The sequence below is a fragment of the Streptomyces sp. Alt3 genome (genome assembly GCF_030719215.1).
Classification (GTDB): domain Bacteria; phylum Actinomycetota; class Actinomycetes; order Streptomycetales; family Streptomycetaceae; genus Streptomyces; species Streptomyces glycanivorans.
This window is the reverse complement of record NZ_CP120983.1, coordinates 7263922-7276733: the sequence shown is the minus strand read 5'-3', so window position 1 is coordinate 7276733 and position 12812 is coordinate 7263922. Positions and strand designations below refer to the sequence as shown.

Genomic DNA, 12812 nt, shown 5'->3' with positions numbered 1-12812 from the left:
CGGGGACTTGAGTCCCCGCACGGCCCGTCCGATTCAGACATCCCCGTACGCCTCGCCGCCCAGTTCGAGCGTCGCGGAGCCCGCGGTGGCGTCCGCGAGCCAGGCCCTGAAGCCCTCGACGCCGGCGTCCGGCAGTCCGATCTCGATGGTCACCGCCTCCGCGTAGGTCACGCCGCGGACAGCCACACCGGTGGCGCGCAGATCGTTCTCCAGCTTGCCTGCGCGCTGGTGGTCCACCGTGACGGCGGCGAGGCGGAAGCGGCGGCGGGTGGTCGTGCCCAGCGAGTCGAGCGCCTGACCGACCGCCCCTCCGTACGCCCGGATCAGTCCGCCCGCTCCGAGTTTCACGCCGCCGAAGTAACGGGTGACGACGGCGACGGCGTAACGCACCTCCCGGCGCATCAGCATCTGCAGCATGGGGACGCCGGCCGTCCCGCCGGGCTCCCCGTCGTCGCCGGCCTTCTGCACCGAGGCGTCGGCGCCGATGACATAGGCGAAGCAGTTGTGGTTGGCGGTGGGGTGCTCCTTGCGGACGCGCGCGACGAACTCCTGCGCCTCCTGCTCGGTGGCGGCGGGGGCGAGCGCGCAGAGGAAACGCGACCGGCTGACCTCGGTCTCGTGCACACCCTCGCCGGCGACTGTCCGGTACTCCTCCTGCATCCGTCCACCCTATGCGCCGCTCCGTCCCGCACTTTCACCCTCCCGTGGGGAATGACCGGGCGGGACCGTCCGTTGTCCGGGCATGTACGCAGACGACGACACGGTTCGCAGGATCCTCCAGGACACGGGCGACACCTGGGCGGTGGTCGGCCTGTCCACCAACAGGTCACGCGCCGCGTACGGGGTGGCGGAGGTCCTCAGGCGCTTCGGTAAACGCGTGGTGCCCGTCCACCCCAAGGCGGAGCCGGTCCACGGCGAACAGGGATACGCCTCGTTGGCGGACATACCCTTCCCCGTCGACGTGGTGGACGTCTTCGTCAACAGCGAGCTGGCGGGCGCTGTCGCCGACGAGGCGGTGGCGGCCGGGGCGAAGGCCGTCTGGTTCCAGCTCGGCGTGATCGACGAGCAGGCGTACGAGCGCACCCGTGCGGCAGGCCTGGCCATGGTCATGGACCGCTGCCCGGCGATCGAGATACCCCGCCTGAGCCCCCTCCGCTGAGTTCTGCCGCTGGAGGCGTGGTGTCGCGGTAGACCCCGGGCGGGGAGAATGTCCGCCGTGACACAGCATCTCCTGCTCGGCGGCGAACGTGCCGCCACCCAGCTGCACGAGCTCGGCGTGCGACGGGGTGGTGTCCTGCTGGTACACGCCTCGATGCGTGCCGCGGGCGGTTGTGCCGGGGACGTGGTGCACGCGTTGCACCGGACTCTGGGGCCGACGGGGACAGTGGTCGTCCCCTCCTTCACCCCGGAGAATTCCGACACCTCCCGCGCCTACCTGGACATTGTCCGCGGCCTGAGCGAGGAAGCCGGGGCGGCCGTGCGTGCGGCGATGCCCGCGTTCGATCCGGATGTGTCTCCCGCCCCCACCATGGGCGCTCTCGCCGAGCTGGTGCGCCAGGCGCCGGATGCGCGGCGCAGCGGCCACCCGCAGACCTCGTTCGCCGGGCTCGGCCCGGCGGCGGCGCGGCTGCTCGCAGGCCACCGCCCGGACTGCCACCTGGGCGAGGACTCCCCCCTCGCCCGGCTGTACGAGGCCGACGCACAGGTCCTGCTCCTGGGCACGGGCTTCGGCCGCTGCACCGCCTTCCACCTCGCGGAGTACCGCCGCCCGGCCCCGCCCCGCCGCCTCTACCGCTGTGTGGTGGCGTCGGAGGGGCGACGCCACTGGTGGGAGTACGAGGACATCGCTCTGGACGACAGCGACTTCGCCCGCCTCGGCGAGGACTTCGCCCGCGCCCGGCCCGAAGCGGTCAGCACCGGCCGGGTGGGGGCGGCGCCCAGTCGGTTGTTCCCTCTTCGCGCGGCCGTGGACTTCGCCGTGGGCTGGATCACGGAGCACCGGGCCGGTAGCAGCTGAACGTTCGGGCCGTGACGCGCCCTGTCGCTCTCGGCGGCCAGTCCCTACAGTGGCGCCCGCGAACAGAGTGAACAGTGGGGGGCTGCGAACTATGGAATCCGCACAGCGCGTGGTGGGGAAGAACAGACTGTTCTCAAGGCTGGTGACGACGCTCGTCTTCGTCTCCATGGCCTTGCTCTGTTACAGCGTGTGGCGCGAGAACGCTCCGGCTCACCTGACCAGGGCCTGGCCCTGGAAGTTACGCCTGCTTGACCTGCAGAGTGCCACCACCGCGGCTGTCGGCAGCCTCGGCGCGGCACTCGCCCGGGGACAGTACGCCAGAGCGGTCAGACCCGCACTCGGCTACCACGGGCGGGTGGTCGCGGGACTGGCCCCCGACGGACGCCTCACCTGGGCCTGCTACCTCATCAACGCGGCGCAGGACGTCGCTGTCATGGATCGCGTCGACTATCACGTCGCGCGCCACTCCCCGGACGCCGGAGGCCGTCCGGCAGGCACCCTGCGGTGGTCGAACCGTGAGGAGGCGATGCGGCTCGTCGCCGCGCGGGGCCTCGTGGCCGACACCGATTTCGATCTCATACATATGGGCGCGGGTCTGCCCATCCCCACCCAGAATCTGCTCATCGGCTGGCTGACGGAGGCCGCGATGGGAGAGATCGACACGGTTCTCGTCAGAGTACGGGTGACGGACCGCGTGGGCGACGTGCACGAACGCACGATCAGCATGCTCAAAGGAGCTGTCCGTGCTCCCCTGCGCCCCGGCCCTCCCCTGACCTGACAGTGCTTCTCAGACCCCGAGGCCGTCGAGCAGAACCGCTCCCGGCAGTGCCGCCAGCGCCTTGCCGGGGACGATGAGCTTGCCGCGGCGGCGGCCGCTGCCGATCAGGACCCACTCCGTGTCCGCCACCGCCGGGTCGACGAGGAGCGGCCAGGCCGCAGGCAGGCCGATGGGCGTGATGCCGCCGTACTCCATGCCGGTCTCACCGACCGCCACGTCAATCGGGGCGAAGGACGCCTTACGGGTCCCGAGGTGCTTGCGCACGACCCCGTTCACGTCGACGCGGGTGCGGGAGAGCACCACACACGCGGCCAGCGTGGTGTCGGCGCCCCGCTTGCCCACCACCACCACGCAGTTGGCGGACGCGTCGAGCAGTGCGGGGCCGTGGTGCTCGACGAAGGCGGCCGTGTCGGCGATCGCGGGGTCGGTGTCGACGAAGACGACGGACTCGGCGGGAGTACCGCCCCAGCCGGCCGCGACGGCCTCGGCCACGGGCGGAGTGAGCAGGTCCAGCCGGTCGGCTGCGGGAGAGGCGTCACTGAAGTCGCCCAGAGGTGCGCGCATGCCGCTCACGCTACAGCCGCCCGCGAACCGTTCACCTGCCCTCCCCACGGACCGGCGGGATCGACACGGCCATCGTCAGGTCGGCGGGCTCGGAGCCGTCGTTCCGGTAGATGTGCGGCACATGGGCCTCGAACGTCGCGGAGGTACCGGCGGGCACCACGTGGGCCTCACCGTCGACGACCAGCGTCAGCTCACCCGAGGTGACGTGCAGGAGTTCCACCGTTCCCTCGGGGTGCGGGTCGGAGGCGCTGCTGTCGCCGGGCATCAGGTGCCAGGACCAGAGCTCGATGGGGCCGCGGGCCTCGGTGCCGACCAGCAGCGTGTTCGAACTGCCGGCCTCCGTGGACCACAGGCGCACCGCCTGGCTCGCGGGCACGAGCCGGACCTGGGACCCCTGTTCGTAGTCGAGCAGTGTCGTGATGCTGACACCCAGCGCGTCCGCGAGCTTGACGGTGGTGCCGACACTCGGGTTCGTGCGCGCCTGCTCGATCTGGATGATCATGCCCCGGCTGACCCCCGCTCGGGCCGCGAGAGCGTCCAGGGTGAACCCGCGCTCACCTCGCCAGCGCTTGAGATTCCGCGCGAGCGACTGGGTGAGCTGGTCGAGGTCAGTCACATTCAGTCCAATATCCAGGATGAAATAGTTGAGAATACTGCACTGCGGCGTGGTGCACCCACCCGACCGACGCACTGTACTTCGAGGCACCCGACGCCAGCACCGTTCGCCCTTGCCGCGGGCCCTGCCAGGCGGGCGGGCGGGCGGGCCGGCCGACTTCGGTCGGGGCCTGTCGCGGCGCCGGTTCTCGGTTCAGCCGCGGACCACACCACCCCCGGGCGCGGCCGGCGCCAGCCGGTACGCGCCGCCCTCGTGTCGCACGTGACCGGCGGTCGGCGGCGGGAAGTGGCTTCCGAACAGCAGGGTCGAGGTGCCGGCCAACGAGTCGAGTATCCGGTGTCGGGTCCTGGCGGCGAGTTCGGGTGCGATGTCCACGCAGCTGCCGAGTTCCGGATGTCCCATCTGGACCGGGTGGTGGATGCTGTCGCCGGTGATGAGCGCCGTCTCCCCCTCGCTGCTCAGCTCCACCGCCACCTGGCCCGGAGTGTGGCCGGGGACCGGCAGCAGGCGCAGGCCCGGTGCGATGTCCGCGCCCACGTCAGCGACGTCCACGAGGTCGAAGAGGCCCGCATCCCGGACGGGGTGCACCGAGTCCCGGAACATCTGCCGCCGTGCCTCATCCATCTCGACACCGGCCCAGTAGTTCCATTCGGTCCGAGACGTGACGTAACGCGCATTGGGGAAGGTGGGAACCCAACTTCCACCTGCCGAGCGCGTATTCCAGCCCACGTGATCGGTGTGGAGGTGGGTCAGGATGACGAGGTCCACGGCCTCCGGCGCGAAGCCCGCCGCCGTCAGCCGCGCCTCGTAGTCGCTGTCCAGGTCGTGCCAGGCAGGGTTGGCGCGCTGCTTCCCGTTTCCGATTCCGGTGTCGACCAGCACCCGCAGCCCGTCCGCCTCGACCGCGAAGCTGTGGCTCGCCAGCCGCAGGACACCCTCTTCGTCGGCGAAGTCGGGACGCAACCACGCGGTCCGGTCGACGACGTCCGCGGTCGCCCCGGGCAGCAGCCATGGGCCGGTCGCGGCGGGGAGGGCTGTCTCATCGATACGCCGCACTGTGTGATGACCCACCGACCACGCGGGGGCCTGCACCGAGGCGGGGGCATCGCGCCTCGGAGTTCGAGGCTCGGTCTGAATCCGGGTCTGGGTCTGCTTCTGGGTCTGGGTCTGGGTCTGCTTCTGCTTCTGGGTCTGGGGCACGTCGGACTTCCCTCGCATCACTTAAAGCTATTGGTTTGCCTTAAGCGACCGTAGGGGGCTACCGTCCCGTAAAGCAAATGATTCGCTTTAGTTGGTCTCGGGCCGCGGACGGTTCCGGGACCGATGTACCGCACCGAGCTGGAAAGGCACTCATGACCAGCGAACTCACTCCCCAGCAGGCGGCTCACGGCGCCCTGCGGGCGGGACTCGCCCTCGGGGGCGACCGGCACGAAGGCGTGGCTGCGGCCGCCAACCACATCCACTCCGTCATCTCGACACTGCGCGAACTCGACTTCGCCGACACGCCTCCCGCAGGCTCGTACCGGGCCGGACAGGAGCATGCCGATGCAACCCTTTGAGCTGTCCCTCACCGACGCGGCCCGTGCGGTGCACGCACGGGAACTGTCCCCGGTCGAGCTCACCGAGTCCGTGCTGGCCCGCATCGCCGCCGTCGACGGAGGGCTCAACGCCTACGTCACCGTCGCGGCGGAGACCGCTCTGGCCGCAGCGGTTCGCGCCGAGCGGGAGATCTCCGGATCCGGACCACGCGGCCCGCTGCACGGGATCCCCATGGGCCTCAAGGACCTCATCGACGCCGCGGGCCTGCCCACCACGGCGAGCTCGGACGTCCGGGCAGGGCACGTCGCGGACCACGACAGCCAGGTGGCCGCACTCCTGAAGGACGCCGGGGCCGTTCTCCTGGGCAAGACACACACCCATGAATTCGCCTACGGCCTGACCACCCCGCAGACGAGCAACGCATGGGACCGGAACCGGGTCGCCGGAGGGTCGAGTGGCGGCTCGGCGGTGGCTGTCGCCGCGGGCGAGGCGACGTTCGCCATGGGAACCGACACGGGAGGTTCCATCAGGGTCCCCGCCGCTCTCAACGGCGTGGTGGGTCTCAAGCCGACCTACGGTCTCGTCTCCCGTTCCGGTGTGACCCCGCTGTCCTGGTCCCTGGACCATGTGGGCCCCATCACCCGCAGCGCACAGGACGCGGCTCTCGTACTGGCCGCGACCGCCGGGTACGACCCGCGTGACCCGGCGAGTGTGCCCGGCCCTCCGGCCGACCTCACCGGCAGCGGTGATCTGAAGGGGCTCAGGATCGGCGTTCCGCGCAATCACTACTTCGACAGGGTCTCGCCCGAAGTGGAGGAGGCCGTACGCCGGGCGATCGGACGGCTGGCGGAGCTCGGCGCGGAGCTCGTCGACGTGGAGATCCCGATGGCGCGCTACATCCAGGCCGTCCAGTGGGGGCTGATGGTTCCGGAGGCCACGGCCTACCACGAGCGGTCCTTGCGGGCCGCCCCCGAGCTGTACACCTCGGACGTACGCATCCTGCTCGAGGCCGGCGCACTCACATCCGCCGGCGACTACCTCCGTGCCCAGCGGGCCCGCACCATGATGCGCGACGACTGGGCCCGCATGTTCGGCGGTATCGACGTCCTTGCCGCCCCGACCGTGCCGATGACGGCCGCGAAGTCCGGCCAGGACACGGTCGAATGGGACGACGGGACCGTGGAAGCCGTCTCCGACAGCTACGTCCGCCTCTCCGCCCCGGCCGACATCACCGGTGTTCCGGCTCTCACCCTGCCGGTCGGGCACGATCACGCAGGGCTTCCCATCGGCATGCAGCTGATGGCAGGCCCCTTCCAGGACGCGACGGTGCTCCGCGTCGGGCGGGTGTACGAGGAGGCTGCCGACGGCGTGGGGCGGATCGCCCCGGTGGCAGCCTGAGGGCAGGCGGACGTCCCGGGTTGCTGGGGCGCGCGGACGACCCGGCTGTTCGCCCGCGGATCGGAATCGGGGCGGCCGGAAGCAACGTATTCGCATTAAGGTGGCACACATGAGCCCCAGGCCCGCGACCCGCCCCGGTGGGCGCAGCGCCCGTGTGCAGGAGTCCGTCCATGCCGCGGTCCGCGAGCTGGTCGGTGAGACGGGCCGCGCGGCGCTGACCGTCCCCATGGTGGCGGCCCGCGCCGGCGTGACTCCTTCCACCGTCTACCGGCGCTGGGGCGACCTGCAGGAACTTCTGTCCGACGTCGCGGTCGAACGGCTGCGCCCGGAGACCGACCCCGTCGATCTCGGCAGTCTGCGGGCCGACCTCGACGCCTGGGCGGAGCAGTTCCTCGACGAGATGGCCTCCCCGCCCGGGCGCGCGTACATCAGGGACGCGCTTCTCGGTGATCCGGACGGCACCAATGCCGGAAGGTGCTCCGCCTACGCCGCGGAGCAGATCGACGTCGTCCTGAACCGTGCGACGCGGCGCGGAGAGGAAGCGCCCGACACGGAACGGGTCATGGACCGGGTCGTGGCGCCGATGATGTACCGCATCCTCTTCCGCCCCGACCGCCTGGACGCCACGTACGCGCGCGAACTCGTGAGGAACGCCCTCGACGGGCCCTGAACGATGATGCGGTTCAGCCTGCCTGGGCTGCGTTCGAGCTCCGCAGACCCCCTTGGACCACACCACCAGGAGGAACCGGTGTCGCACCCGCATCTGCTCACCCCCGAGGAGAAGCTCGCCGACGCGAAGAAGCAGCTCGGCCTCCCGCGCATCGTCGTGATCTGTGGCTCCACCCGCTTCATGACCGGGATGTCCGAAGCAGATCTGCGGGAGACCGTAGCCGGAAGGATCGTCGTCAGACCGGGCTGCGACATGAAGTCGCCGCACGAGCTCTGGTCCGATCCCGTCGAGGCCGAGGCGCTGAAGGCTCGACTCGACGATCTGCACCGGGCGAAGATCCGGCTCGCCGATGATGTGCTCGTGGTCGGCGACTACATCGGAGACAGCACCCGGGCCGAAATCACCTACGCCCGGTCGCTGGGCAAGCCCGTGCGGTTCACGCACCCCGAAGTCGACCCCGAGGCCTGACCGCCCGCTGCCGCCTCGACAACCGGGGTCGGCAGCCCGCCGCCCCGTCTCCCAGCGGCAGCGCGGGACGGCGGCGCGACGATCATCCGGCTGGGCCGTCACCCTGCCGAGCTCGACACAAGGGCGGAAGGCGCTCCACCCATGTCCCCGCCGGACGATCAGGCAGGCCGAACGGCGTTCTCCCCATGCCCCCGCCGGGCCAGCAGGCCGGCGGCGGTCACCGCTGTCGTACGGCGCACGAGCTCGGTGAAGTCGATGCGCATGGCCGCCAGTTCCGGGTCGGAGGCGTAGACCGCCAGCATTGCCGTCGAGGGGCGGCTGCACTGCCAGGCCGACATGGACATCAGCAGGGTCGACTCCACCAGAGCGGCGGCGCCGTCGTTGCCGAGTTCGGGAAGGTGGCGCAGCACGAACTCGACCAGGGTCCGCAGGGATTGCCGGGCCGCGTGCTTGTGCCGGATGCCGACCTCGGTGGAGATGTTGCGCTCCAGGACAGCGCCCTGCGCGCCGAGCAGGTCACACAGCACCGGCCTTCGCGCCATGGATGTGGCCAGGATGTCGGCCAGCTGGTCCCCGCGTTCGCGTGCGGTGCCGTCGCCGGCCGTCGGCAGCTGCTGGAGCTCGGTGATCCAGTCCTGGACCTCGGTGTCGAGCAGATCGAGCAGCACCGCCTCCCGCGACTCGAAGTAGCGCAGCACGTTGGCCTTGGCCAGACCCACCCGGCGGCTCAGTTCGTTCAGGCTCAGCTTCGCCACAGGCATCTCGGTCAGCATCGCGGCCGCGGTGTCCAGAATCTGGCGTCGCCGCTGACTGCGCTGTTCATCGGTGCGGGCGCGTCGAAATGTCACGACCCCCATGTTACATACCGCCGGTACTTTGATTAGTTACCACCGGTCCGTTACGGTGGGCCGAGACAAGATACCGGCAGTACGTAATGGAGTCCGTCATGTACCAGGTCCCTGACCAGCACGGAAAACTCGCCGTGGTGACCGGCGCGAACAGCGGAACCGGGAAGGAGGCCGCCAAACGGCTGGCCGAAGCCGGTGCCCAGGTGATTCTCGCCGTGCGCACACCGGCCAAGGGCGAACAGGCCCGGGCGGAAATCCTCGCCGCGCACCCCGGCGCCCTGATCGACGTCCGCCCCCTGGACCTGGCCGACCGGAGTTCCGTCCGAAGCTTCACCGACGGCCTGATCCCCGACGGCAGGCCGCTGGACCTGCTGCTGAACAACGCCGGAGTCATGAACGTGCCCCGTCGCACGGAGACACCGGACGGCTTCGAGCTCCAGCTGGGCAGCAACTACCTCGGCCCGTTCGCTCTCACCGTCCGGCTGCTGCCCCTGCTGCTCAGCGCCCCCGCCCCCCGCGTGGCCACGATGAGCAGCGGCACCGCCAACCGGGCCCGCATCGACTTCGACGACCTGCAGTCCACCCGCGACTACAGCCCCACCCGGGCCTACGCACAGTCGAAGCTCGCCGACATGCTGATGATGCTCCACCTCGCCGACCTCGCCGTCCAGCACCACTGGCCCCTGCTGTCGGCCGGCGCGCACCCCGGCTACACCCGCACCAACCTGATGACCTCAGGCCCGACCCTCAACGGTGGTCGGCCCGGGCTGCTCGAATCGCTGCTGTACAGGATCGTGCCCTCCCAGGGGCCGGAGCAAGGCGCGGAACCCCTGCTGTACGCGGCCACGAGCCCTGACGCCACGAACGGCGGTTACTACGGCCCGCGCTGGTCCGTGGTCGGCCCCACCAAGGCCGTTTCCCTGCCGCGCAGCGCCCAGGACGGAGCTGTCGCTGCACGTCTGTGGTCCGAGGCCCAGAAACTCACCGGCGTCTCGGTGGCCGACGGTCTCTGAGTCCGACCGCACCGCAGCCCTGGAACGCCCGACGAACACGAACTGAGGAAACAACCGTGAAAACAGTCATCTTCGGCGGCAGCGGCCTCATCGGCGACGGCTTCCTCCAGGAGTGCCTGCACGCCGACGATGTCACCCAGGTCCTCGCCGTCGGACGGACACCGCTGGAGCTGACGCACCCGAAGCTGCGGCAGGTCGTACACACCGATTTCCTCGACTTCAGCTCGGTCGAGGACGACCTCGCCGACGCCGACGCCTGCTTCTGGGGCCTCGGCGTCAGCTCCACCGGCATGGAACCCGAGGCCTACGAACGCATCACCTACGGATACACCACCGCCGCCGCGCGCGCCCTCCACGAAGTCAATCCGGATCTGACCTTCGTCTACGTCTCCGGTGGCGGCACGGACAGCACCGGAAGCGGACGGCTTCGCTGGGCCCGCGTCAAAGGGCGCACCGAGAACGCGATCGTCTCCACCTTCCCCAACGGATACGCCCTGCGCCCCGGCTTCGTCCTGCCTGCCCACAAGGCCCGCTCCAAGACCACCGCCTATCGGTGGGCCGGCGCCGCGGCCACCCCGCTCGTACCGCTCCTGCGGCTCCTTCGTCTGGGACCGGCCCTGGTGACCGACACCGCCCAGCTCGGCCGAGCGGCACTGAACCTCACCCGCGGGGGACACGTCCGCCACGTCCTGGAGAACAGGGAAATCAACAGCGTGGCAGCCCTCTGACACCGGAGAGCACTCCCACCCTCCACGGCCCTTCGGTCGCGGGTCCGTCAGCTCCCCGCCGGGTCCTCCAGCAGCAGCGCCACGGCGGCCAGTTGCTCGGACGTGACGCCGTCGGGGATCGGCACGGGCGCGGGGGTGCGCAGCGGCGGCTGCCAGCCCTTCTCGGGGTCCCAGCTCCGCACCACCCTGGCGGGCGCTCCCGCCACCACCGCGTGGTCGGCGACCTCTCCGCGTACGACGGCTCCCGCCGCGACCACGACGTTACGGCCGAGCCTCGCCCCCGGAAGGATCACCGCTCCGGTGCCGATCCAGCACCCGGGCCCGATCACGACCGGTTCCATGCGCGGCCACTGCCTGCCCACGGGCTCGTCGGGATCGTCGTAGCTGTGGTTGGTGGAGGTGATGTAGACGTACGGGCCGCAGTAGGTGTCCGAGCCGATCGACACCGAGGTGTCCGCGATGACGTGGCTGCCGCGGCCGAGCACCACGCCGTCGCCCAGGGTCAGGACGGTCTCGGCCCCCAGATCCAGGTCGGGCATCAGGCCGGCCGTGAGTGTGACCTGTTCGCCGATGATGCAGTGGTCGCCCAGCTCGATCCACCGCTCGCCGAAGACCGTTCCCTGCGGGAAGGCGAGCCGGGTTCCCGTGCCGATGCGGCCGAAGCGGAGCCGGCCGGGGTGCGGCGCGGTGACCGCTCCGGTCTCCTGCACCCACGCCCAGACGCGGTGGACGGCTCGGGAGGTGACCTCACGCCGCCGGAGGGCCAGGGAGGAGAACAAGTTCCGGTTCTTCGGCACCCGCTCACGGTAGTCGGCCCGCCCCTGACGGATCGGCGTCGTGGGCTGTGATGTTCACCCCACCCGGCCGGGACGCGGGGCCGTCGTTTACGGTTCGTGCGGAGCACGGGGCGCCGCGCGCACCACACCCCACCCGAGGAGCAGGCGATGGCAGAGCAGGCGTTGGTCACCGGTATCGGCGGCAAGGAGCCGGACGTCGATCCGGACGCGTTCCTGGCGCCGACGTCGGTCGTCATCGGTGAGGTGTCGCTCGCCGCGGGCTCGAGCGTCTGGTACCAGGCCGTGCTGCGTGCCGACTGCGGCCCGATCTCCCTGGGCCCTGACAGCAACATCCAGGACAACTGCAGCGTGCACACCGACCCCGGCTTCCCGCTGACGGTCGGCGCCAGGGTCTCGGTCGGCCACAACGCCGTCCTGCACGGCTGCGTCATCGAGGACGACGTACTGGTCGGCATGGGCGCGACCGTGCTCAACGGCGCGCACATCGGTGCGGGTTCGCTGATCGCGGCGCAGGCCCTGGTGCCGCAGGGGATGCGGGTGCCGCCGGGCTCCCTCGTGGCCGGTGTGCCCGCCAAGGTCAAGCGGGAGCTGACGGCGGAGGAGCGTGAGGGCATCGCTTTCAACGCGGCGGGATACGTGGAGCTGGCGAAGGCCCATCGCTCGGCGCACCAGGAGGGCTGAAGGCCCGGGCCGGGTGCCCGGCGTCCACAGGATCAGTCGGCTGCGGGGACCGCGTCCGGCTCGGGCGCCGGCACCGGGCCGCCGGCCTGTTCCGCGGCCTTCTTGGCGCGGTTCTTCAGCACGAGCATCGAGATCACACCGATCAGTACGGCGGCCACGAGTCCCAGCCACGAGAAGCGCTTGAGCCACGCCTCGGCGACGACGCCCACCGAGTAGATGACGGCGGTGGTGCCGCCGGCCCAGAGGATGCCGCCGAGCACGTTGGCGATCAGGAACTTCCAGTACGGCATGCGCAGCACGCCGGCCAGCGGCCCTGCGAAGATCCGGAGCAGTGCGACGAAGCGGCCGAAGAAGACGGCCCACATGCCCCACTTCTCGAACGACCGCTCCGCCAGGGCGATCTGGGGCGCCCCGAAGTGCTTGGGGAATCTGCCGCCGAGCCAGGCGAGCAGCGGGCGCCCTCCCCTGCGGCCGATGGCGTAACCGATCGAGTCACCGATGATCGCTCCGGCCGTCGCGCAGGCGCCGAGCACCACGGGGTCGATGTCGCCGTGCTGGGAGGCCAGGAGCGCCGAACTCACGAGGATGATCTCGCCGGGCAGCGGGATGCCCAGGCTCTCGAGTCCGATGACCACCCCCACCAGGAGGTAAATGCTGACCGCGGGTACGGTCTCGAGCCACTCCTGGACGTGCAT

General features: G+C 70.6%; 17 protein-coding genes. 10 read left to right on the top strand and 7 right to left on the bottom strand.

Translation table 11 applies throughout. The annotated features are described in order from the left end of the window. Window positions 1-33: 33 nt before the first annotated feature. The gene (locus tag P8A20_RS32270; protein ID WP_306104764.1) at window positions 34-660 is read right to left on the bottom strand and encodes a YigZ family protein; all 627 of its coding nucleotides are present in this window, start codon (window positions 658-660) and stop codon (window positions 34-36) included. An 82-nt stretch (window positions 661-742) separates the two neighbouring features. On the opposite strand from P8A20_RS32270, the gene P8A20_RS32265 reads away from it, so the two are divergent. From P8A20_RS32265 to P8A20_RS32255, 3 genes are all read left to right on the top strand, one after another. After that, window positions 743-1159, top strand: coding sequence for a CoA-binding protein (locus tag P8A20_RS32265; protein ID WP_147961334.1), 417 nt, complete (start codon window positions 743-745; stop codon window positions 1157-1159). Between the two features lie 48 nt (window positions 1160-1207). Next, a complete protein-coding gene (locus P8A20_RS32260) occupies window positions 1208-2017 on the top strand; it encodes an AAC(3) family N-acetyltransferase (RefSeq protein ID WP_306104763.1) in 810 nt (269 codons plus the stop codon). Window positions 2018-2108: 91 nt separating this feature from the next. Beyond that, on the top strand, window positions 2109-2795 hold the full coding sequence (locus tag P8A20_RS32255) for a hypothetical protein (RefSeq protein WP_147961335.1): 687 nt from the start codon (window positions 2109-2111) through the stop codon (window positions 2793-2795). A 9-nt stretch (window positions 2796-2804) separates the two neighbouring features. Here P8A20_RS32255 and P8A20_RS32250 read toward each other — a convergent pair whose 3' ends face one another. The 3 genes from P8A20_RS32250 to P8A20_RS32240 form a co-directional block, all read right to left on the bottom strand. Next, window positions 2805-3359: a YbaK/EbsC family protein gene (locus P8A20_RS32250; protein ID WP_147961336.1), complete on the bottom strand. Its 555-nt coding sequence runs from the start codon at window positions 3357-3359 to the stop codon at window positions 2805-2807. Between the two features lie 31 nt (window positions 3360-3390). Further along, complete coding sequence (locus P8A20_RS32245; RefSeq protein WP_306104762.1) at window positions 3391-3975, bottom strand: helix-turn-helix domain-containing protein; 585 nt, start codon at window positions 3973-3975, stop codon at window positions 3391-3393. Between the two features lie 192 nt (window positions 3976-4167). After that, on the bottom strand, window positions 4168-5046 hold the full coding sequence (locus P8A20_RS32240) for an MBL fold metallo-hydrolase (protein ID WP_371606804.1): 879 nt from the start codon (window positions 5044-5046) through the stop codon (window positions 4168-4170). 281 nt (window positions 5047-5327) lie between these two features. On the opposite strand from P8A20_RS32240, the gene P8A20_RS32235 reads away from it, so the two are divergent. The 4 genes from P8A20_RS32235 to P8A20_RS32220 all read left to right on the top strand — a co-directional run bounded on the left by P8A20_RS32235 (window position 5328) and on the right by P8A20_RS32220 (window position 8050). Continuing rightward, complete coding sequence (locus tag P8A20_RS32235; protein ID WP_147962518.1) at window positions 5328-5534, top strand: hypothetical protein; 207 nt, start codon at window positions 5328-5330, stop codon at window positions 5532-5534. Continuing rightward, window positions 5521-6912, top strand: a complete 1392-nt coding sequence (locus P8A20_RS32230) for an amidase (protein WP_306104761.1) — start codon at window positions 5521-5523, stop codon at window positions 6910-6912. The genes P8A20_RS32235 and P8A20_RS32230 overlap by 14 nt, the downstream gene beginning before the upstream one ends. A 109-nt stretch (window positions 6913-7021) precedes the next feature. Then, complete coding sequence (locus P8A20_RS32225; RefSeq protein ID WP_306104760.1) at window positions 7022-7582, top strand: TetR/AcrR family transcriptional regulator; 561 nt, start codon at window positions 7022-7024, stop codon at window positions 7580-7582. 78 nt (window positions 7583-7660) lie between these two features. After that, window positions 7661-8050 (top strand): hypothetical protein, encoded by a 390-nt coding sequence (locus P8A20_RS32220; protein ID WP_306104759.1) that lies wholly within the window; start codon window positions 7661-7663, stop codon window positions 8048-8050. 158 nt (window positions 8051-8208) lie between these two features. Here P8A20_RS32220 and P8A20_RS32215 read toward each other — a convergent pair whose 3' ends face one another. After that, window positions 8209-8907, bottom strand: a complete 699-nt coding sequence (locus P8A20_RS32215; RefSeq protein ID WP_147962515.1) for a TetR/AcrR family transcriptional regulator — start codon at window positions 8905-8907, stop codon at window positions 8209-8211. An 89-nt stretch (window positions 8908-8996) separates the two neighbouring features. Between P8A20_RS32215 and P8A20_RS32210 the strand changes: the two genes are divergently transcribed. Next, window positions 8997-9911, top strand: coding sequence for an SDR family oxidoreductase (locus tag P8A20_RS32210; RefSeq protein WP_306104758.1), 915 nt, complete (start codon window positions 8997-8999; stop codon window positions 9909-9911). 56 nt (window positions 9912-9967) lie between these two features. Then, window positions 9968-10639: a Rossmann-fold NAD(P)-binding domain-containing protein gene (locus P8A20_RS32205; RefSeq protein WP_306104757.1), complete on the top strand. Its 672-nt coding sequence runs from the start codon at window positions 9968-9970 to the stop codon at window positions 10637-10639. A gap of 47 nt (window positions 10640-10686) precedes the next feature. Here P8A20_RS32205 and P8A20_RS32200 read toward each other — a convergent pair whose 3' ends face one another. Continuing rightward, window positions 10687-11436, bottom strand: a complete 750-nt coding sequence (locus P8A20_RS32200; RefSeq protein WP_147962513.1) for an acyltransferase — start codon at window positions 11434-11436, stop codon at window positions 10687-10689. Between the two features lie 147 nt (window positions 11437-11583). Between P8A20_RS32200 and P8A20_RS32195 the strand changes: the two genes are divergently transcribed. Beyond that, complete coding sequence (locus P8A20_RS32195) at window positions 11584-12117, top strand: gamma carbonic anhydrase family protein (protein ID WP_147962512.1); 534 nt, start codon at window positions 11584-11586, stop codon at window positions 12115-12117. Window positions 12118-12149: 32 nt separating this feature from the next. Here P8A20_RS32195 and P8A20_RS32190 read toward each other — a convergent pair whose 3' ends face one another. Continuing rightward, a complete protein-coding gene (locus P8A20_RS32190) occupies window positions 12150-12812 on the bottom strand; it encodes a DedA family protein (RefSeq protein ID WP_147962511.1) in 663 nt (220 codons plus the stop codon).